Below are 20690 nucleotides of genomic sequence, written 5' to 3' on the forward strand. Positions count from 1 at the left end.
GACACTGTTCGCCGCGGTCGGCATGGCAGGCATCGCCGCCCTGGCCCTCACGGGCTGCGGTGCGGGACGTACCTCGGGTGGCAATACCGGTACCGGGATAGTGGTCGGCACCACCGACCGGGTCTTCTCCCTCGACCCCGCCCTCGCCTACGACAATGGCTCCCTGCAGGCCGAGACGCAGATCTACCAGACCCTGCTGAACTTCCCCGCGGGCAAGACGGATCCGGAACCGGATGCCGCCCAGCACTGCGCGTTCACCGCGCCCACCGTCTACACCTGCAGTCTCAAGCCCGGCCTGAAATTCGCCAACGGGCATCCGCTCAGCGCGCAGAGCGTGAAGTTCTCCTTCGACCGCATGCTGAAGATCAACGACCCCAACGGTCCCGCCTCGCTGCTCGGCAACCTGGCGCACACCGACGTCGTCGACCCCGATACGGTGGCGTTCACGCTGAAGGTCGCCAACGACCAGACCTTCCCGTCGGTCCTGCCCACCCAGGCCGGAATCATCGTGGACGAGAAGAGCTTCCCGCCCGACAAGATCCTCGAGGACGACGCCGTCGTCAAGACCGGGTCCTTCTCCGGGCCGTACACCATTACCAGCTACGACAAGAACAAGCTGGCCGAATTCAAGGCCAACCCGGACTACAACGGCCTGTTCGGCAAGGCCAAGACCGACACCGTCTCCGTCAAGTACTACGCCGGCGGCGACAACCTGAAACTCGATGTGCAGCAGGGCAATATCGATATCGCCTACCGCACCCTCAGCCCCACCGACATCGACTCGCTCCGCGGCGACAACCGGGTCACCGTGCACGAGGGCACCGGCGGCGAACTCCGCTACATCGTGTTCAACCTGAACACCATGCCCGGCGCGAACCCGGCGCAGAAACTGGCCGTGCGCAAGGCCGTCGCCAGCAGCGTCGACCGGGACGCGCTCGCCAAGGGAATCTACAAGGGCACCTACAGCCCCGCCTACTCGTCGGTCGTGCCCGGCCTCGCCGGCGCCACCGAACCGTACAAGGACATCTACGGCGACAAGCCGAACAAGCAGGAAGCGGCCAAGTTCCTGTCCGATGCCGGGATCGCCGCACCCGTCACCCTGAACCTGCAATACAACTCGGACCACTACGGCGGCTCCAGCTCCGAGGAGTACGCGGCCATCAAGAACCAGCTGGAAGCCACCGGCCTGTTCAAGGTGAATCTGCAATCCACCGAATGGGTTTCGTACCAGGACGAACGGGTGAAGGACAGCTACCCGCTCTACCAGTTCGGCTGGTTCCCGGACTTCCCCGACGCCGACGACTACCTCACCCCGTTCTTCGCGCCGAACAACACGCTGCAGAACCACTTCCAGGAACCGTCGATCAACGCACTGCTGACCGCCGAGACCACCGAATCGGATCCGGCGAAGCGCGCCGACATTCTGAAGCAGGTGCAGTTCAAGCTGGCCGATGACTACCTGCCCATGCTGCCGCTGCTCGCGGGCCGCAATATCGCGGTGGCCGCCAAGAACATCCAGGGCGTCGACGAGACCCTCGACCCCAGCTTCAAGTTCCGCTTCGGAGGGCTGACCAAGTGACAGCCATCGACGAACAGGGCGACCCGGCCACGCCGGCTCTACCCGCACCCGGCGACGCGGGCCCACCCGCGCGAAAACGACTACGCGGCGGCAACTCCCGCTACAGCGCACTACTGCGCTACCTGGGCGTGCGGGCGCTGCTCATCATCCCCACCACCTGGATCCTCGTCACCATCGTCTTCTTCCTCATGCGGGTGATCGGTGACCCCATCACCGCCGCCGTCGGCGGCCGGCTCAGCCCCGAGGAGATCCAGCGCCGCAAGGAAGCCGCCGGACTCACCCGGCCCATCCTCAGCCAGTACTGGGACTACCTGTCCGGGCTGCTGCACGGCGATTTCGGCCACTCCCAGGACAATCGGGCCATCAGCGAGGTCATCACCACCTACGGCGCGGCCACCCTGGAACTCGTGTTCTGGTCGCTCATCGTGGCCTTCGCGGTCGGCGTGCCACTCGGCAGATACGCCGCCACCAAACGGGATTCGGCCGCCGACGTCGGCCTGCGGCTCTTCGCCATCCTGGTGTACGCGGCGCCCGTGTTCTTCGTCGGCCTGCTGCTGAAACTGGTGTTCGCGGTGCAACTGGGCTGGCTGCCGGTCGCCGGGCGCGCCAGCACCAATGTGGAACTGGAACTGCAGCACGTCTCGCCCAAGACCAACGTCATGATCATCGACGCGATTCTCTACGGTGATCCCGGCAATATCGTCGACGTCCTGAAACACGCTGTGCTGCCGGCCATCGCGCTCGGGCTGCTCACCGCCGGCGTGTTCCTGCGGCTGGTGCGCATCAACCTCATCCAGACCCTGCGCTCCGGATACGTGGACGCCGCCCGCGCCCGCGGACTCTCCGAACGCGTCGTCACCCGGCGGCACGCCTTCCGCAATGCGCTCATCCCCGTGGTCACCGTCATGGGCATGCAGATCGCCATGATGCTGGGCGGCGCCGTGCTCACCGAGACCACCTTCGAATGGAAGGGCTTGGGCTATCAGCTCGCCCAGTACCTGCAGGCGCGCGACTTCGTGGCCGTCCAGGGCATCGTGGCCTTCATCGCGATCGTGGTCGCGGTCATGAGCTTCCTGGTGGACCTGATCGTCGCACTCATCGACCCGAGGGTGAGGTTCTGATGACCGCCATCGAACTCGAAACGGCCGTCCCGGCCCCCGTCCCGCCGCAACGATCCGGGCTGCGCATCCCCGGCCTCGCACTGGTGCGCATGACCTCCGGACTGCAGCGGTTCACGCTGCTGCTCGGCTTCGCACTGGTCGTGCTGTTCATCGTCATCGCGGTGTTCGCGCCGCTCATCGCGCCCTACGGATTCGCGCAGAGCTCCTCCGGCGGCGTGGATTTCGTACGGCAGCAGGCGCCCTCGGCGGCGCACTGGTTCGGCACCTCGGTGCGCGGTGAGGACGTGTTCTCCCGCGTCATCTTCGGGGCGCGCACCGCGCTGTCGGTCATCGCGGTGTCACTGGTGCTGTCCATCATCGTCGGCGTACCGCTCGGCCTGGTGTCCGGTTACCTCGGCGGCTGGGTGGACCGAATCCTGGTGCTGTTCATGGACGCCATGTACGCGTTCCCGTCACTGCTGCTCGCCATCGTGGTGTCGATCGTGGTGTCCGGCGGGCAGTCCAGCAGCTTCGGCGGCATCCTCTCCGCCGCCATCGCCATCACGGTGATCTTCGTGCCGCAGTACTTCCGGGTGGTACGCAATGCCACCATCGCAGTCAAACAGGAACCGTACGTGGACGCCGCCCGCGTCACCGGGGCCTCCACCGCGCGAATCCTGTTCCGGCACATCCTCGCCAACGTCACCCAGTCCCTGCCGGTGCTGGTGACGCTGAACGGTGCGGAAGCCATCCTCACCCTCGCCGGACTCGGGTTCCTCGGCTTCGGCATCGAACCCACCCAGGCCGCCGAATGGGGCTTCGACCTCAACAAGGCCCTGTCCGATGTCTCCAACGGCATCTGGTGGACCGGTGTCTTCCCCGGCCTCGCCATCGTCTTCGTGGTGCTGGGTATGACCCTCGTGGGCGAGAGCCTCAACGAAGTGCTCAACCCACTGCTCCGCACCCGCCGCGCCGCGAAGGAGGCCGCCGATGTCTGATCCAGTCCTGTCCTACGACGCCCTCACCGTCACCTTCGCCACCGACCACGGCTCCGTGGCCGCCGTGAAAAATGTTTCCTACCAGGTGCTTCCAGGGGAAGTGCTGGCCGTCGTCGGCGAATCCGGCTCCGGCAAATCGGTCAGCTCCCGCGCCGCCATGGGACTACTGCCACCCACCGCCAGCGTGCGCGGCACCGTCACCCTCGGCGTCAAAGCCGTCACCAAGATGAGCGAGAAGGAACTCACCGCGCTGCGCGGCGGAGCCATTTCGATGGTGTTCCAGGAACCCGGCGCGGCCCTCGACCCGCTGTTCACCGTCGGCTTCCAGATCGGCGAGGCACTGCGCGCGCACACGCGCATGCACCGGAAGGCCGCGCGCGCCAAGGCCATCGAACTCCTGCGGGCCGTCGGACTGCCCGATCCGGAAGCCCGCGTCGACTACTACCCGCACCAGCTCTCCGGCGGGCAGAAACAACGCGTGGTCATCGCCATCGCCATCGCCTGCGAACCGAAGGTGATCATCGCCGACGAACCCACCACCGCCCTCGACGTCACCGTGCAGGCCGAAATCCTGGAACTGCTGCGCGATATGCGCGACCGCACCGGGGCGGCCATCGTCCTCATCACCCACAATATGGGCGTCGTCGCCGACCTCGCCGACCGCGTCGTGGTCATGCGCGACGGCTGCGTCGTCGAAACAGCCACGGTGGATGATCTTTTCGCCGATCCGCAACACGAGTACACCAAGGCGCTCCTGGCGGCGGTGCCGAAACTGCACGTCGCCGACGAGGATTCGGAATCCAGCGTGGCGGGCGCGGCCCTCACCGAGGTGAGAACCACGGTGCGCGAGCCGATTCCCGACGATGCCCCCATCGTGCTCGAGGTGACCGATCTGGTGGTCGAATTCCCCGGACCGCTCGGCCGCGGCCCCTTCCGCGCCGTCGACGACGTCACCCTCACCCTGCGGCGCGGCGAAACCCTCGGCCTCGTCGGCGAATCCGGCTCCGGCAAATCCACCATCGGCCGCTGTGTGGCCGCGCTGCAGCGACCCACCTCCGGTGGCGTGCGCGTCCTCGGCACCGATATCGCCGGACTGTCCGAACGCAAACTGCGGCCGCTGCGCCGCCGCTTCGGCTTCGTCTTCCAGGACCCCGCCACCTCCCTCAACCCGCGCCTCACCATCGGCGACTGCGTCGCCGAACCACTCCTGGTGCACGGCGCGGCCAAGGGCGCGGCCCTGCGCGAACGAGTCCGGCGCCTGCTCGACGACGTCCAACTCCCCGCCGGCGCGGAAGGCCGCTATCCACACGAACTGTCCGGCGGCCAGCGCCAGCGCGTCAGCCTGGCCCGTGCCCTCGTCCTCGAACCCGACCTACTCGTCGCCGACGAACCGACCAGCGCCCTCGACGTCTCCGTCCAGGCCAAGGTCCTCGAACTCTTCGCCGGCCTGCAACGCGAATACGGCTGGGCCTGCCTCTTCATCACCCACGACCTCGCCGTCGTGGACCAGCTCGCCGACCGCATCGTGGTGCTGCGCCACGGCGCCGTCGTCGAACAGGGCAGCAACGACGAGATCCTGCGACAGCCCCGCGAGGACTACACGCGTCGCCTGGTCGCGGCCGTGCCCGTCCCCGACCCAGCCGTCCAACGCCGCCGTCGATCGGGTACCCGACAGCTGATTTCGTAGCGTGGTGGGTAACTCGTCGGGTACGTCCGAAATGGTTGTTGTGCGGAACCGCCGGTCGCATGCCCGACGGTTGACGGCTCTCGGCCGGGCGCTGAAGGTCCGGGGAGGCGGTACAGCCGGGACTGCTACCGTGAGCAGGCAACTGTCCACCCCGAATCGGCTTGGAGTTCTCCCCCGACATGACTGAACAGACACCCAGCAGCGCCGGTGCCTCCTACGCGGCGGCCGGTGTGGATATCGAGGCCGGAGATCGGGCGGTCGAACTGTTCGCTCCCCTGGCCAAGAAGGCCAGCCGGCCCGAGGTGCAGGGTGGTCTGGGAGGTTTCGCCGGACTGTTCGCGTTGAAGGGCGGCTACAAGGAGCCACTGCTCGCCGCCTCCACCGACGGCGTCGGCACCAAGATCGCGGTCGCCCAGGCCATGGACAAGCACGACACGGTCGGCCTCGACCTGGTCGCCATGGTCGTCGACGACCTCGTGGTCTGCGGCGCCGAACCGCTGTTCCTGCAGGACTACATCGCCGTCGGCAAGGTCGTCCCCGAACGCGTCGCGCAGATCGTCGCCGGCATCGCCGAGGGCTGCGTGCTCGCCGGTTGCGCCCTGCTCGGCGGCGAGACCGCCGAACACCCGGGCCTGATGGGCAATGACGACTACGACATCTCCGCCACCGGCGTGGGCGTCGTGGAAGCCGATGCCGTGCTCGGCCCGGACCGGGTCCGGCCCGGCGACGTGGTCATCGCCATGGGCGCGTCCGGCCTGCACTCCAACGGCTACTCGCTGGCCCGCCGCGTCCTGCTGGACATCGACCGCATGTCGCTCACCGGGCATGTCGAGGAGTTCGGCCGCAGCCTCGGCGAGGAGCTGCTCGAGCCCACCAAGATCTACGCCAAGGACTGCCTGGCCCTGGTCGCCGAGACCGATGTGCGCACCTTCGCCCACGTCACCGGCGGCGGCCTCGCCGGCAACCTGGCCCGCGTGCTGCCCGCCGGACTGGTCGCCGAACTCGACCGCGGCACCTGGAACCCGGCCCCGGTCTTCAAGATGATCGCCCAGCGCGGCCGCGTCGAACGCGCCGAGATGGAGAAGACCTTCAATATGGGCGTCGGCATGGTCGCCGTCGTGGCCCCCGAGGACGCCGACCGCGCCCTCGCCGTCCTCACCGCCCGCCACATCAACTGCTGGACCCTCGGCACGGTGAAGAAGGCCAAGGACGTCGAGGCCGCCCGCGCGGTGCTCGTGGGCGACCACCCGCGCTTCTGAGCGACACGTAGAGAAAAGGCCCCGATCACTCCGACGAGTGATCGGGGCCTACTCATATGCGGGGTGAGTGGAACTCCCTACGGCCACGGCCACGTGCCGGCGTGCCGCGACTCCGACCCGAGTCTGCGTGCCCTGCCGCCGCGCGATAGCCACGGCTGGTGATGGGCTCCCGTGACGGGGCGCCGCGGCCTCGGCTCACGACGAAGTGTTCACTGCCTCAGCCGGTCCGGCGCGTGCGCGCGGCAGCGTCGTATCGGCGAAAGAGCTTCGGCCCCGGGCGTTCTCAGGCGTACCGGGGCCGTGCTGTATGTCGGGAATGCCGTATCTCATTGCTGCCCGGGCGAATTGGGCCCGGACATGAGAAACGCGCCGACGTCCCGGCCTCGGGGAGGCGGGACGTCAACGTATCAGCAAGCCTTCTGTGCTACCGCGTCGGCGCAAATCGACGTGCGAAAGGGGAGGCCAGTCACGGCCTCCCCCTTTGCACGTCGATTATCCGAATCAGCGGCGCCAGTCGTCGTATTTGTCCTCATCGTCCCAGCGCGACGGAGTTTCGTCCGTGTCGTGCTCGTCGGACAGGACACTGCCTTGCGGCGTGTCGGGACCACTCGACAGCTCACGCTGAAGGCTGGAGAAGTCGGTTGATGGCGAGCTGTACTTGAGCTCGCGTGCAACCTTGGTCTGCTTTGCCTTAGCCCGGCCACGGCCCATGGCTGACCCCCTCGCGTCACTGCGGGGCGGCCTGGGGTGTGTTGGCGGCCCCGTTCGAATTAATACTCTTCCTGACAGACACTTTAGCGTGTGTCAGGCGGTCGCGCTTCCAGGAGTGGGGGAGAAAGCGCCGAACTACTCCCGGCCGGTCATCGGACCGTCCGGAGCAGCGGGTTTCGCGGCCGCGTCAGAGCACCCCGGGGATAGCCCGGACGATGCCCACCCGGACCCCGCCGCCCAGTACCGCCGGCGCCGCGAGCGCACCGTGCTCCTCGGTCCAGTCGATGCCCATACGCTGCAGAATGGCCAGCGTCAGCGGCAACCGGGCCCGGTCCGCGCCATCGTCGATCTTGTACGCGAAGGCCGAACCGTCCGGCAGCGCACCCGCGTGCACGCCGTCCGCGCCGATCTTGCACACCAATCCCGGAGTAGCCGTCATCACGCGGAAGTCCGGCCCGTCCGTGCCGGAAATCACTCGCGGATGGGCGCGGATGGCATCCGCCACCCGGCGTTCCGGACTGCCCGCCGCCGCCGTCGCCAGCGTCGCGTAGGCCCGCGCCAGATTCACCAGCGACACCGGGACGATGGGCAGACCGCAGCCGTCGATACCCAGATCCGACTCCGGCTCGCCGGTGACGTCGACGATGGTGTCGATCACGGCCCGCTGCAACGGATGCCCGGCATCCAGGTAGCCGCGGGTGGGCCAGCCGTTCACCCGGCAGGTGGCGAGCATGGCGGCATGCTTGCCCGAACAGTTCATGAAGATGCGGCGGGCGGCCTTCCCGCGCTCCCGGCCGGCCAGCGCCTGCGCCCGCGCCGCTTCGTCGAACGGCAGATCCGGCGGGCACTCCAGCTCGTCCTCGGTGAAACCGAAACGATCCAGCAGCCGCTGCACCAGCTCCACATGATCCGGCTCACCGAAATGCGAGGCCGTCGAGATGGCCAGCTCGGCCTCGTCGACCGGCTCGAAACCATTGCGCAGCAAGGTCAGTGCCTGCATGGGCTTATTGGTCGACCGCGGGAAGATCGGGCCGTGCACCGCGCCCACCTCCACCAGCGGCTCACCGTCGGGGCGCAACACCACCGCGGACCCGCGATGCACACACTCCCGGAACCCGGACCGGACCACCTCCACCAGATCCACGCTCATGCTCTGTCCTCTCGCGCATGAGCGGAGCCCTGCGTGGTTACGCTCCGCTCCCGCCTCCGGGCTCGACCGCTCATGCGCGCACTCCGTTCCGCTTGCGGTGCCGTTCGATCTGCATGCGCACATCATCGGAGATGGTCGGCTCCTCCGCGAGCAGGCGATCCAGGCGGGCCTGATCGGTGCCGGAGAACAGGTCCCGGACCGTGATGCCGTGCGCGGGCGTGTGCACCACCCGGACCTCGTCACCCGCGCCGATCGCGCCCTCGGTCAGCACCCGCAGATAGGCGCCCGTATCCCTTTGCAGCGTGAAGCGTTTCACCCACTGCCGCTCCTGCGACCACCACTGGAACGTGGCGCACGGGACGCGCGGCGCGGACACCTCCAGCAGCGTGTCGCCGATCGCCCAGTGCGCGCCGATCACGGCATCGCTCACCGCGAGACCGTCGATGCGCAGATTCTCGCCGAACCAGCCGGCGGGCAGCGGCCGCTCCAGCTCCGCGCTCCAGCGGTGGGCATCCGCGTCGGAATAGGCGTAGACGGCCTGGTGGACGCCGCCGTGATGCTCGGTATCGCAGACGTGATCACCCGCCAGACCCAGACTGCCGACCGGAACCCGGTGCGGCACCGGCCTTTTGTCGATGGCCGTCCGGCCCACCTTGCTGGACTTGGCGGGCACCTCCAGCTCGGCGTGCAACACGCACACGGCGAGGACCTTGCCTGTGCTCTGCGCAGTGCCGGTAGCCGTCGGCTGCGCAGTGGTGTTCATCGGCCGCGGAGCTTTTCGACGGCGAGCCGGCCGGCCTGCGGCTCGTCATGGGCGGGAACGGAATCCGGGTCGATGGCGGCGGCGGTGGGACCCGCCTCCAGCTTCGTGTCGACCGGGACATTGCGTTTGACCAAGGCCAGGGCGATGGGGCCGAACTCGAAATGATCCACCACCGTGCCGAGTACGCCTACCGCGCGCCCGGCCGCGGTCACCGCGTCACCGGGGGCGGGGCGGTCGTCGGCGGAGCCATCCAGGTGCAGCAGCACCAGATGCCGCGGCGGTTTACCGAGATTGTGGACGCGGGCCACGGTCTCCTGACCGCGGTAGCAGCCCTTGTTCAGGTGCACCGCACCATGTTCGGCGGGACCGCCGATCCAGTTCACCTCGTGCGGGATGGTCCGGTCGTCGGTATCGAGGCCGAGGCGCGGGCGCAGGTCCGCCACGCGCAGCGCCTCGAAGGCCCACATGCCCGCGGCCGCGGCGCCGGCGTCCCGCAGTTTCGCCCACCAGTCGCCCAGTCGATCACGCGGGACCAGCAGGTCGAAGGAATTCGCGGTGGGCCAGGGCATGCGGCGCAGGAAGCCGCCGCCCGGCAGCGCGACGGCCCGGTAGGTGTCGGGAAGAGCTGCGATATCGAGGGTTTCGAGCAGCGTCTCGGCCTCGGGGCCGAGCAGGCTCAGCAGCGCATGGTCATTCGCGTCGACCGGCTTCGCGTCGGCCCAGAAGACCATTTTCTGCAGGAAACTCAGCAGCTCCGGGCCGCGCTGGGCCTCGGTGTCGATCCAGACGGTGCCGTCCAGATCGGTGAGCACGAAGTGGTTCAGTACGCGGCCGTTGAGATCCAGGTCCAGATTCTCGGCGGAATCGCCGTCCCGCAGATCGGCGACGGCCTGACTGGAGATGGTGTGCAACCAGCTCAGTCGTTCCTTGCCGGTGATCGAGAGGACGAACCGGTGCGAGCGATCCACCACCGCGACCCGCTGGACCGCGGCGCGTTGTTCACCGAAGGGATCCCCGTAATGCCACGCGACCGCGGCGTCGGGAGACTCCGGCAGACCCGCGACCGCCCCTGGAACCTGCAGAATCGGACTGGCTGCAACCGAGGAGGACACACCCCCCACCCTATACAGTCCGGGCGCGGCGCCTCGGCTGCCCTTACGGGATCAGTCCATTTGTGTGTGCACCGCAACAGTTGCCTGCCGTACCGCAACAGTTGCCTGTCTCGCGGGGTTGGCGGGTTCTGCCGCCCGGTATCCCTGCCCCGGGCGTTGATCTGTCATAGGCTCGACCGCATGGTGGAACGAGTTCTGGTGACCCTCGACGGCGCGATCCAGGATCCGGACACGCCGATGTTGTATGCGGACGAGATCGGCGTGCTGCGCGGCGACGGCATTTTCGAGACGGTACTGCTGCGGGAGGGCACGGCCTGTTCACTGGAGCTGCATCTCGCGCGACTACGACGTTCCGCCGAGGCTCTCGAACTGCCGTCACCGGACCTCGACGCTTGGCGGCTCGCGGTCTGGACGGCCGCCGAGGAATGGGGGAGCGAGCGGGAGGGGATGCTGCGCATGATCCTCACCCGCGGTCGTGACAGCGATCACGATCCGAGCAGCGAATCCACCGCAAACAAGACCGGGAGCCTGGCCGGCGCCCAACCTTCCGTCACCGCTTACGTTTTGGTGGTCCCGGTGCAGGAGCGTGTGAAAAAGGCGCGTACCGAGGGCATTTCGGTGATCACGCTGTCCCGCGGCGTCTCCATCGATCTCGCGCAGGCCGCGCCCTGGCAGCTGCTGGGCGCCAAAACCCTGTCCTACGCGATGAATATGTCCGCCCTGCGGTTCGCGCGGCGGATGGGCGCCGACGACGTGATCTTCACCAGCACCGAGCATCGCGTGCTGGAGGGCCCGCGCTCGACCGTCGTCGTGCAACGCGACAATGAACTGATCACGCCGCCCGCCCGCAATGGCGTACTGCCCGGCACCACGCAGCGCGCACTGTTCGCGGTGGCCGAGAAGGCGGGCTGGGACTGCAAGTACGAGCCGCTGTTCACCGCGGATCTGATTACCGCCGAGGCCGTCTGGATGCTGTCCAGCGTGACCCTCGCGGCCCGCGTCAACTCCCTGGACGGATTGCGAATGTCCGCGCCCGACAAGGCCGCCGAGATCATCGAGCTGGTGGATCGCGGAATCGCGCTGCCCGGCAGCCTTTCCGACTGGTAGTCCGGCTTCGGTGCGGGTTGCATGACCTGTACCACGTTTCTCACCGCGTGATCAGGGCGAAACGCGGTTCGGCTATCACAGTCCAGCAAATTTCCGGCACGTGTGGTGTGGCACATGTTGATCTGATGTCCGGTAAGCGTAATCTCAGGTACTACGTCATGTCGTAGATCGGCTGGGAGGTCGGATGAGCGTCGTCGATGTCGCGCGCTGGCAGTTCGGAATAACCACCGTCTATCACTTCATCTTCGTGCCACTCACGATCGGCCTCGCGCCGCTCGTCGCGGGCATGCAGACCGCCTGGGTGATCACGGGTAAGGAACACTGGCTCCGGCTCACAAAATTCTTCGGCAAGCTGTTCCTCATCAACTTCGCCCTCGGCGTCGCCACCGGCATCGTGCAGGAATTCCAGTTCGGCATGACCTGGAGCGAATACTCCCGCTTCGTCGGCGACGTCTTCGGCGCACCCCTCGCCATGGAAGCGCTGGTCGCCTTCTTCATGGAATCCACCTTCCTCGGACTGTGGATCTTCGGCTGGACGCGACTGCCGAAAAAGGTGCACCTGGCGACGATCTGGCTGGTAGCCATCGGCGTCAACGCCTCCGCCTACTTCATCGTCGCCGCCAACTCCTTCATGCAGCACCCGGTCGGCGCCGAATACAACCCGGTCACCGGGCGCGCCGAACTCACCAGCATCTGGAAGGTCATCACCAACCCCACCACCCTCGCGGCCTTCCCGCACGTGGTGGCCGGCGCCTTCCTCACCTCCGGCACCTTCGTCGCCGGCGTGGCCGGCTGGTGGATGGTGCGCAAGGCCCGCAAGGGCGAGGCCGCCGGTATCGAGGAAGCCCGCACCATGTGGCGGCCCAGTGCGCGCATGGGCCTGTGGGTCGTCGTCGTCGCCTGCCTCGCCATGTTCATCACCGGCGACTTCCAGGGCAAGCTCATGTTCAAGCAGCAGCCCATGAAGATGGCCTCGGCGGAATCGCTGTGCCACACCGAAACCGACCCGGACTTCTCCGTCCTCACCGTCGGCACCCACAACAACTGCGACAGCGTCAACCACCTCATCAAGGTGCCGTACGTGCTGCCCTTCCTCGCCGAGAGCAAGTTCGACGGCGTCACCCTGCAAGGCGTCAAGGACCTGCAACTCAGCTACAACGAGAAGTACGGCGTCGGCGACTACCGGCCCAACCTCTTCGTCACCTACTGGTCCTTCCGCGCCATGATCACCTGGATGGCCGGCTCGATCCTGCTGGCACTGGCCGGATTCTGGCTCACCCGCCGCGGCCGCGTCCCGGATCAGAAGTGGTTCGGCTGGCTTTCGCTGCTCGCCATCGCAACCCCGTTCCTGGGCAACAGCTCCGGCTGGGTGTTCACCGAAATGGGCCGCCAGCCCTGGGTGGTCGCCCCCAACCCGACCGGGGACCAGCACATTCGAATGACGGTGCAGCAGGGCGTCTCCGGCGTCTCGGCCGGCACCGTGCTCACCTCGCTGATCGTGTTCACGCTGCTCTACGGTGCGCTCGCGGTCGCCTGGTTCTATCTCATGCGGCGCTACGTCATCGAGGGACCCGAACCGGCCAAGGCGGATTCGCCCACCCCGAAGATGACGGGTGACGACGCCGTCGACAAACTTTCCTTCGCCTACTAGGAGCCGGGGATGAGCCTGCCTGAATTCTGGTTTCTCCTGATCGCGGTCCTGTTCACCGGATACTTCGTCCTCGAGGGCTTCGACTTCGGCGTCGGCATGCTGATGCCGATCATCGGCCGCGGCTCCGAAGTCAAGAAACGCGTGGTACTCAACACCATCGGACCCGTATGGGACGGCAACGAAGTGTGGCTGCTCACCGCCGGTGGCGCCATGTTCGCGGCCTTCCCCGAGTGGTACGCCAGCCTGTTCTCCGGGTTCTACCTGGCGTTGCTGCTCATCCTGGTCGGACTGATCGTGCGCGCCTGCGCCATCGAATGGCGCGGCAAGATCCACGACGACCGGTGGCGGCGCTGGTGCGATATCGGCATCGGGCTCGGCTCCTGGATCCCGGCCATCGCCTGGGGCCTCGCCTTCGGCAATATCGTGCACGGTGTCAAGCTCAACGCGCACAAGCAGATCGAAGGCAACCTGTTCGACCTGCTGAACCCGTACTCGCTGCTGGCCGCGCTCACCACGCTGCTGCTGTTCCTGCTGCACGGCGCCGTGTTCATCTCGCTCAAGACCGGCAACGAGGTCCGCGACGACGCCCAGCGCCTCGTCCGGATCCTGTTCGCGCCCACCGCGATCGTGGTCGCCGCCTTCGGGCTCTGGACCCAGCTCGCGCACGGCAAGGGCTGGACCTGGATTCCGCTGGTACTGGCCGTCATCGGGCTCGTCCTCGCCGGACTCGCCGCCACCCAGGGGCGCGACGGCTGGGCCTTCACCGGCACCGCGCTCACCATCGCCGCCGCGACGGTACTGCTGTTCGGATCGCTGTTCCCGAATGTGCTGCCCTCGACCATCGACTCGGCCTTCAACCTCACCGTCGACGGCCGCGGCGGCACCGTCTCCGCCTCCTCCACGCACTACACGCTCGTCGTGATGAGCTGGGTCGCGGTGGCCATGGTGCCGATCGTCCTGATCTACCAGGCCTGGACGTACTGGGTGTTCCGCAAACGGCTCACCGTCGAACAGATCCCGCCCTCCATCGGGCTGTCGCTGACGGACACCGCGAGCAAGTGACATCCACCCGCAAGTGAACTCCTGAGCGCGCCGGTTCCGTACTCCAGGAACCGGCGCGCTCGCTCGTAGGGCAGGAGACAGCACAATGGCCCGACCCGTGGACCCCCGACTGTGGCGGCACGCCCGATCCGCGCGCCGATACCTCACGCTCAGCGTCGGACTGTCACTGGTGATCACCGGCGGTATCGTGACCGCCGCACTCAGCCTCGCCCGGGTACTCGCGGGCGTCATCACCGATCCGGCGCGGCGCGAGATCGGGTCGTGGACAGCCGAACTGGTGATCTTCACCGCCGCCGTCGGCTGCCGCGTCGCCGCCACCTGGTGGCAGTCCCGGCTCGCGCACCGCGCCGGCGCGCAGGTCGTCGCCGAACTGGAGACCGCCGTCCTCGACGCCGGAGCCCACCTGCCGCCCCGCGAATTGGAAAGCCGCCGCACCGAACTCGCCGTGGTGGTCGGCTCCGGGCTCAGCGGGCTGCGCGGCTACCTCGCTGGATACCTGCCCGCGCTGCTGCTGTCCTGCCTGGTGCCGCCCATCGTGCTCGCCGTCATCGCCGCACACGACTGGGTGTCCGGGGCCATCATCCTGGTCACGCTGCCGCTCATCCCCGCCTTCATGATCCTCATCGGACTGCTCACCCAGGGCCGCGCCGCCGACACCCTCACCGCCACCACCCGCCTGTCCGACCAGCTCCTCGACCTCTTCGCCGGCATGCCCACCCTGCGCGCCCTCGGCCGCGAAACCGGCAGCCCCGCCGCCGATTCCCGCCACACCATGGCGCAGCGCGTCCGCACCCTCGGCGACGACCTGCACCGCCGCACCATGTCGGCCCTGCGCCTGGCCTTCCTGTCCTCGATGGTCCTCGAACTACTCGCCACCCTCTGCGTGGCCCTCGTCGCCGTCTCCATCGGCATGCGCCTCGTCTTCGGCCACATGGGTCTCTACGGCGCCATACTCGCCCTGATCCTGGCACCCGAGGTCTACCTCCCCATTCGCGCCGTCGGCGAACGCTTCCACGCCGCCCAGGACGGAATGGCCGCCGCCGAAAAGGCTTTCGCCGTCCTCGACCCCGCCACCGGCGCCGCGGAGCCCGGAACGGTCGCCGAGCGCCGCCCGCGGCTCACCCCGAACTTCCACGGCAGCATCGAGATCCGGGATCTCTCCGTCGCTGCCCGCGACGGCTTCGCGCCCCACGCACTGTCGGCCGTCCTCCGGCCCGGAGCGGTCACCGTTCTCGCCGGCCCCAATGGCAGCGGCAAATCGACCGCCGTACAGGCGATCCTCGGCCTGCTCACCCCCGACGCGGGCGAAGTCCTCGCGGACGGTGTCCCGGTCCCGGACCTGGACCCCGATCACTGGTGGGCCCACCTGGCCTGGCTACCGCAACGCCCGGTCCTCGTGCCCGGCACCCTCCGCGCCAATCTCGAACTCCTCGGCCCGCCCTCCGGCCCCGAAGCCATCGCGGCAGCCTGCGCCGCAACGGGTTTCGACGCCGTCCTGGCCGAACTGCCGGACGGCTGGAACACCCTGGTCGGCACCGGCGGCATCGGCCTGTCCCTCGGCCAGCGCCAGCGCCTGGCCCTCACCCGCACCCTCGCCGCCGACCGCGCCGTACTCCTCCTCGACGAACCCACCGCCCACCTCGACCCCGACTCCGAAGCCCGCGTCCTCACCGCTTTGGTCGCCCGCGCTCGAGACGGTGCCACCGTCGTCCTCGTAGGCCACCGTCCGTCCGTGCTGGCCGCAGCCGACTGTGTCGTACCGGTTCGAAACGACTCGCCGTCAGCGCCTGTGAAAACTGTGGATATCTCCGAAACAACACAATTCGAGGTGGCCGTCCGATGAAGAGCGTGTTCACGGACTTCCGGCGGACCCGGGAACTGCTGGAGCTGTCGCGGGCGCGCATGGCGCTGTCCGTCGGGTGGGGGACGCTCGCGCTCGGGAGCGGGCTGGGGCTGGCGGCCTTGGCGGCCTGGCTGATCGCTCGGGCTTGGCAGATGCCGCCGGTGCTGGATCTGAGTGTGGCGGTGGTGACCGTTCGGGCGCTGGGGATTTCGCGGGGTTTGTGCCGGTATTTGGAGCGGCTGGCCACACACGATGTCGCGTTGCGGTCCATGAGCACCGTGCGGACCACCACTTATCGGACCTTGGCGGCGGCGGATATCTGGCGGCCGCGACGCGGAATGGGCGGCGCGGCAGCAGCATCCGCGGCGACGCTGGGCGGTGGCGTGGCGGGTGCGGCAGGGCCATCGGACAGCTCGGAGCGGGAAGGGGATCCGACCCAGCTGAGGCGGGGCGAGCTGCTCGGACGGGTCATGGCGGATATCGACGATCTGGGCGCCGTGGTGGTGCGGGCGTTCGTGCCTGTCGCCGTGGCGTTTCTGCTGGCGGTGTTCGCGGTGGGGCTGATGGCGGCCATCTCGGTGCCGGCGGCCCTGATTCTGGCGGGGGCGCTGGCTGTTTCGGGGATCATCGCGCCTTTGCTGTCGGCGCGGGCCGCGCGGGAGGCGGAGGTGGCGGTGCGGGCCGATCGCACCGAGTTCACCGCGGAGGCGTTGACGGTGCTGGACCATGCGCCCGAATTGCGGGTTGCTGGAAGGCTTTCCGAGGCGGTGGCCACGGCTACGCGGGCCGGGCGGCGTGCGGTGGCGGCCGAGGATCGGGCCGCGTCGCGTAGTGCGTGGTCGGCGGCCGTGTTGCCGCTGTCGATCGGGGCCAGCGTGCTGGGGGCGTTGCTCATCGGAATCGTGTTGTACGGCAGCGGGAGCGGGGTGCCGACCGGTGGTTTCCAGACGGTGGCGCCGGGCGGGATCACGCCCATGGCGTTCACGGTGCTGGTGTTGCTTCCGCTGTCGGCGTTCGAGGCGGTGGCCGTGCTGCCCGCGGCCGCGCAGGCGCTCACCACCGGGCGGGCGGCGCTGCATCGGCTCGAGCGGCTCGAGCAGGCCGAATCCGGGGATGTGGCAATGGATCTGCCCGAGCTGCCGGAGGCGCGGCGGATCGCGGTCGTCGGGCCCAGCGGGGCGGGGAAGACGACGCTGCTGATGTCCTGGGCCGGGTTGTTCGGCACTCCCCGTCCGGGCGTCACGTTCTTCGCCGAGGACGCGCACGTGTTCGGCACCACCGTGCTCGAGAACCTGCGCGTGGCGCGTGGCGACATCACCGAGCAGGAGGCCGACAGCGCCCTGCGTGCCGTCGGGGCCGGGGAGTGGCTGGATTCGCTGCCCGACGGCCTCGACACCGACCTGATCGGTGGTGCGGCCGCGGTCTCGGGTGGGCAGCGGCGTCGCATCCTGCTGGCGCGTGCCCTGCTCTCGCCGGCCCGTGTCCTGCTGCTCGACGAACCCACCGAGCATCTGGAGGCCGAGGCCGGATCGGAGCTGCTCCGGCGCCTGCTGGACGAGTCCAGTGGCCTCGTCGACCCGGATCGCACGGTGGTCGTGGTGACCCACCAGCTGCCCCCGAACCACAAGGCGGATCTTGTTATTCCCGTAAAAGCCGCCTGACCTGTGCGTTCACTTTCCGGAAAATACGTTGCCGCCTTTGTCTCATCCGACTAGTTTCGTCAGTACACAGGAAGGAGGTGGTTCGAGAATGATTTCTAGGACGCGTGAGGTGGCTGCCAGCTAGGCGCCTACCGCTGCAAACGGATCACCGTGTGCGCGAGCGCATAGCGAATCCAAGGCAGTCACCCGGCCCCCGAGTCCCGGTCAGTCCGACCGGACCTGCGTGAAAAGTTGCATCTTCCGCGGGTATGGCTCGGGGGCCGTACCCTTTTTCGGATACAAGACGAAAAGCCCTGCCTCGGCCGGATCATCCGGTGGGGCAGGGCTTTTCGCGTAAGTCTTCAGCCGATGTAGCGCTGCAGGCGGGCCGACAGGCGCGGCTCGAGGGCGCCGTCGGGGGCGATGCGCTCCTCGACGTAACCCAGATCACCGCCCTCGACAATGCCGTACAGCCGCTTCGCGCCGCCGACCACGATGCCGGACTGGCTGCGGATCACCACATCGGTGGCCAGCTCCCAGGACGACTGGGTCAGGGCCTGACCGTAGAACAGCTCCACGATGCCGGTGGAATGCGTGAGCAGCAGCTCCAGCACCTCGTCGTCACCGTCGATGCCGACCCGCCAGAAACCGCTCTCGCGCAGATCGGGGCCACCGTAGCCGCCCTTGGCGTCGAGCTTCCAGGACCGCGACTCCCAGGCCAGATAGTCGCCGCCGTCATGGGAGACGATGATCTGCTGACCGAACCGGTAGTCACCGGTATCGGGATCATTGCCCTCGCCCTCACCGCGCCACACGCCGACCAGCGGCAGCAGCGCGAGCATGGAGGAACTCAGATCCGGGCCGAGCCGCAGATTCGCGGTGTCCTCGGGCAGCGGTAGATCGGGGAGCGCCGGAATGTTCCGCAGGCCGGTGGCCTTGGCGCGCTCGGCCGCCTCGGCGACCGCCTGGTCACCGCTCCGTCTCGTGCCGTCGTCGGAACGCACGGTCGGCGTCGTGGGCGCCGTGCCGTTGGCTACTCCGTTGTCGGCGTTCTCCTGGGCCTGTTCGCTCACGACTCGGTGAACAGGCGGTAGAGGACGTACAGACCGAACCAGGCGATCAGCACGGAGACGAGAACCAGCAGAATCTCGAAGGTAAGCACCACGTCTGGAAGTCTAATAGCACTCGGACCAGGACGTGAAAACGGCCCCGGGAATTCGAATCCCGAGGCCGTTTTACGGTTTTCGCCTTACTTGGCGACGGTGACATCCACGCTGTGGATGCCGGCGCCGTCCGGCTTCACCTCGGCCGAACCGTTGCCGGAGGCCGACAGCGCGCGAATGGTCCACGCACCCGGCGCCGCGAAGAAGCGGAAGTCACCGGTGCCGGAGGCCACGACCTCGGCGGTGAAATCGCCATTGCCGTCGAGCAGGCGCACGAACGCGCCACCGACGGTCTGGCCGTCAGCGGTCTTCACCTGACCGGTGATGACCGTCTCCTTCTCGACATCGACACCGGCCGGAATGGCCTGACCCTGGGTAGGTGCTGCACACATAGGTAATTACGCTCCCAACTCGATCGGTGCACCGACGAGGGAGCCGTACTCGGTCCAGCTCCCGTCGTAGTTCTTGACGTTCTCGTGGCCCAGCAGCTCCTGCAGCACGAACCAGGTGTGCGAGGAACGCTCGCCGATGCGGCAGTAGGCGATGGTCAGCTTGTCGCCGTCCAGGCCGGCATCCTTGTAGATCTCGGTCAGCTCGGCATCGCTCTTGAAGGTGCCGTCCTCGTTCGCGGCCTTCGACCACGGCACGTTGATGGCGGTCGGGATGTGACCCGGACGCTGCGACTGCTCCTGCGGCAGGTGCGCGGGCGCCAGGATCTTGCCGGAGAACTCGTCGGGGGAACGCACGTCGACCAGGTTCTTGGTGCCGATGGCGTTGATGACCTCATCGCGGAACGCACGGATCGAGAGATCCTGCTCGGAGGCCTTGTACGCGGTCGCCGGGCGCACCTTGACGTCCTTGACCAGCGGGCGGCCGTCCAGCTCCCACTTCTTGCGGCCACCGTCGAGCAGCTTCACGTCCTGGTGGCCGTACAGCTTGAAGTACCAGTACGCGTACGCGGCGAACCAGTTGTTGTTGCCGCCGTACAGCACCACCGTGTCGTCGTTGCCGATACCGCGCGCCGACAGCAGATCCGAGAACTGCTCACGGTTCACGAAATCGCGACGGACCTGATCCTGCAGGTCCTTCTTCCAGTCGAGACGCACGGCGCCCTCGATGTGCCCCAGATCGTAGGCCGAGGTGTCCTCGTCGACCTCTACGAGGACGACGCCCGGGGTGTTGAGGTTCTCTTCGACCCAGTCTGCGGAGACCAGGACATCGGAGCGAGCCATGTTGTTCCTTTCGGTGGTGATGCCGGGAGAAGGCGTGTGAGGTTGGTTGAGTTGAGCTGTCAGACAGAAGGATTCGGGGCCGCGGACCGGAAGCGCGCGACGAGCGGATAGATCTTGCAGCCCAGGCAGATACCGAAGGCCGCATTCAGGAAGGCCGCGAACAAGGCGAAACCGGTGAAGATCGTGCCGGCCACGGTGAGACCGCTCACGAACCCGAGCAGGCCGAGCACCGCGAACACCAGGCCGACCAGCTGCGCGAAACGCAGCGGCGCAACGGGTTCCAGCTCCGCCGGCGGGCCGAGCCGCGGCGCGACCAGCGTCCGGTAGATGCGGCCGTACGGGCTGCGGCCCGGACCCTGCCCGGCGCCGAGCGCGAAGACCACGGCCTGCACGGCCAGCAGCACGGCGGCCACGGGGACGGAGAAGACGGAGATGATCAGGACGAGAGCCAGGACGCCGGTGGTGATCCAGGCCGCGAAACGCGGGCCACGGACATCCACCTGACCGGCGGGCGGTGTGTTCGGATTCGGGTTCGACATGTGAGTGCTCCTGCGCTGAAAGGACTATGGGTCGAATCGCCGGAGGATCACACGATCACTCGACGGCGGGGACACATCCGGTCGGCGTCAGAAG

The 20690-nt window shown here is 67.8% G+C and carries 18 protein-coding genes; 10 read left to right on the forward strand and 8 right to left on the reverse strand.

Annotated features, from left to right (window positions below; genetic code table 11):
- Positions 1 to 22 precede the first annotated feature (22 nt).
- The 5 genes from ACIP5Y_RS35615 to purM all read left to right on the forward strand — a co-directional run bounded on the left by ACIP5Y_RS35615 (position 23) and on the right by purM (position 6623).
- The gene (locus ACIP5Y_RS35615; RefSeq protein ID WP_400356954.1) at positions 23 to 1579 is read left to right on the forward strand and encodes an ABC transporter substrate-binding protein; all 1557 of its coding nucleotides are present in this window, start codon (positions 23 to 25) and stop codon (positions 1577 to 1579) included.
- A 113-nt stretch (positions 1580 to 1692) separates the two neighbouring features.
- The gene (locus ACIP5Y_RS35620; RefSeq protein WP_400356955.1) at positions 1693 to 2700 is read left to right on the forward strand and encodes an ABC transporter permease; all 1008 of its coding nucleotides are present in this window, start codon (positions 1693 to 1695) and stop codon (positions 2698 to 2700) included.
- Between the two features lie 89 nt (positions 2701 to 2789).
- Positions 2790 to 3677 carry an ABC transporter permease gene (locus tag ACIP5Y_RS35625; RefSeq protein ID WP_400356956.1) on the forward strand — a complete coding sequence of 296 codons (888 nt, stop codon included), beginning with the start codon at positions 2790 to 2792 and terminating at the stop codon, positions 3675 to 3677.
- On the forward strand, positions 3670 to 5364 hold the full coding sequence (locus tag ACIP5Y_RS35630) for an ABC transporter ATP-binding protein (RefSeq protein WP_400356777.1): 1695 nt from the start codon (positions 3670 to 3672) through the stop codon (positions 5362 to 5364). The genes ACIP5Y_RS35625 and ACIP5Y_RS35630 overlap by 8 nt, the downstream gene beginning before the upstream one ends.
- A 179-nt stretch (positions 5365 to 5543) precedes the next feature.
- Complete coding sequence (purM, locus tag ACIP5Y_RS35635; RefSeq protein ID WP_400356778.1) at positions 5544 to 6623, forward strand: phosphoribosylformylglycinamidine cyclo-ligase; 1080 nt, start codon at positions 5544 to 5546, stop codon at positions 6621 to 6623.
- A gap of 501 nt (positions 6624 to 7124) precedes the next feature.
- On the opposite strand, the gene ACIP5Y_RS35640 is transcribed toward purM, so the two are convergent.
- The 4 genes from ACIP5Y_RS35640 to ACIP5Y_RS35655 form a co-directional block, all read right to left on the reverse strand.
- Positions 7125 to 7334 (reverse strand): DUF3073 domain-containing protein, encoded by a 210-nt coding sequence (locus tag ACIP5Y_RS35640; RefSeq protein ID WP_397005010.1) that lies wholly within the window; start codon positions 7332 to 7334, stop codon positions 7125 to 7127.
- Positions 7335 to 7521: 187 nt separating this feature from the next.
- Entirely contained in the window at positions 7522 to 8484 is a 963-nt protein-coding gene (locus tag ACIP5Y_RS35645; RefSeq protein WP_400356779.1) for an asparaginase, read from the reverse strand.
- A gap of 70 nt (positions 8485 to 8554) precedes the next feature.
- Positions 8555 to 9247 carry an MOSC domain-containing protein gene (locus tag ACIP5Y_RS35650; protein WP_400356780.1) on the reverse strand — a complete coding sequence of 231 codons (693 nt, stop codon included), beginning with the start codon at positions 9245 to 9247 and terminating at the stop codon, positions 8555 to 8557.
- On the reverse strand, positions 9244 to 10368 hold the full coding sequence (locus ACIP5Y_RS35655; protein ID WP_400356781.1) for a YgfZ/GcvT domain-containing protein: 1125 nt from the start codon (positions 10366 to 10368) through the stop codon (positions 9244 to 9246). The genes ACIP5Y_RS35650 and ACIP5Y_RS35655 overlap by 4 nt, the downstream gene beginning before the upstream one ends.
- Positions 10369 to 10539: 171 nt before the next feature.
- Here ACIP5Y_RS35655 and ACIP5Y_RS35660 point away from each other — a divergent pair, with 171 nt between their 5' ends.
- The 5 genes from ACIP5Y_RS35660 (at position 10540) to ACIP5Y_RS35680 (ending at position 17683) form a co-directional block, all read left to right on the forward strand.
- On the forward strand, positions 10540 to 11466 hold the full coding sequence (locus tag ACIP5Y_RS35660) for an aminodeoxychorismate lyase (RefSeq protein WP_400356782.1): 927 nt from the start codon (positions 10540 to 10542) through the stop codon (positions 11464 to 11466).
- Between the two features lie 184 nt (positions 11467 to 11650).
- Entirely contained in the window at positions 11651 to 13117 is a 1467-nt protein-coding gene (locus ACIP5Y_RS35665) for a cytochrome ubiquinol oxidase subunit I (protein WP_400356783.1), read from the forward strand.
- A 9-nt stretch (positions 13118 to 13126) separates the two neighbouring features.
- A complete protein-coding gene (gene cydB / locus ACIP5Y_RS35670; RefSeq protein ID WP_400356784.1) occupies positions 13127 to 14179 on the forward strand; it encodes a cytochrome d ubiquinol oxidase subunit II in 1053 nt (350 codons plus the stop codon).
- A gap of 85 nt (positions 14180 to 14264) precedes the next feature.
- Positions 14265 to 16022, forward strand: coding sequence for a thiol reductant ABC exporter subunit CydD (gene cydD / locus ACIP5Y_RS35675; protein WP_400356785.1), 1758 nt, complete (start codon positions 14265 to 14267; stop codon positions 16020 to 16022).
- Positions 16019 to 17683, forward strand: coding sequence for an ATP-binding cassette domain-containing protein (locus ACIP5Y_RS35680; protein WP_400356786.1), 1665 nt, complete (start codon positions 16019 to 16021; stop codon positions 17681 to 17683). The genes cydD and ACIP5Y_RS35680 overlap by 4 nt, the downstream gene beginning before the upstream one ends.
- 341 nt (positions 17684 to 18024) lie before the next feature.
- Here ACIP5Y_RS35680 and ACIP5Y_RS35685 read toward each other — a convergent pair whose 3' ends face one another.
- The 4 genes from ACIP5Y_RS35685 to ACIP5Y_RS35700 all read right to left on the reverse strand — a co-directional run bounded on the left by ACIP5Y_RS35685 (position 18025) and on the right by ACIP5Y_RS35700 (position 20596).
- Positions 18025 to 18735 (reverse strand): FABP family protein, encoded by a 711-nt coding sequence (locus ACIP5Y_RS35685; protein ID WP_400356787.1) that lies wholly within the window; start codon positions 18733 to 18735, stop codon positions 18025 to 18027.
- A gap of 176 nt (positions 18736 to 18911) precedes the next feature.
- Positions 18912 to 19217 (reverse strand): DUF1416 domain-containing protein, encoded by a 306-nt coding sequence (locus ACIP5Y_RS35690; protein WP_397004994.1) that lies wholly within the window; start codon positions 19215 to 19217, stop codon positions 18912 to 18914.
- Positions 19218 to 19223: 6 nt separating this feature from the next.
- Positions 19224 to 20057, reverse strand: coding sequence for a sulfurtransferase (locus ACIP5Y_RS35695; RefSeq protein ID WP_400356788.1), 834 nt, complete (start codon positions 20055 to 20057; stop codon positions 19224 to 19226).
- A 59-nt stretch (positions 20058 to 20116) separates the two neighbouring features.
- Entirely contained in the window at positions 20117 to 20596 is a 480-nt protein-coding gene (locus ACIP5Y_RS35700) for a DUF4395 domain-containing protein (RefSeq protein WP_400356789.1), read from the reverse strand.
- Positions 20597 to 20690: the final 94 nt, after the last annotated feature.

It is taken from the genome of Nocardia sp. NPDC088792 (assembly GCF_044750615.1).
Classification (GTDB): domain Bacteria; phylum Actinomycetota; class Actinomycetes; order Mycobacteriales; family Mycobacteriaceae; genus Nocardia.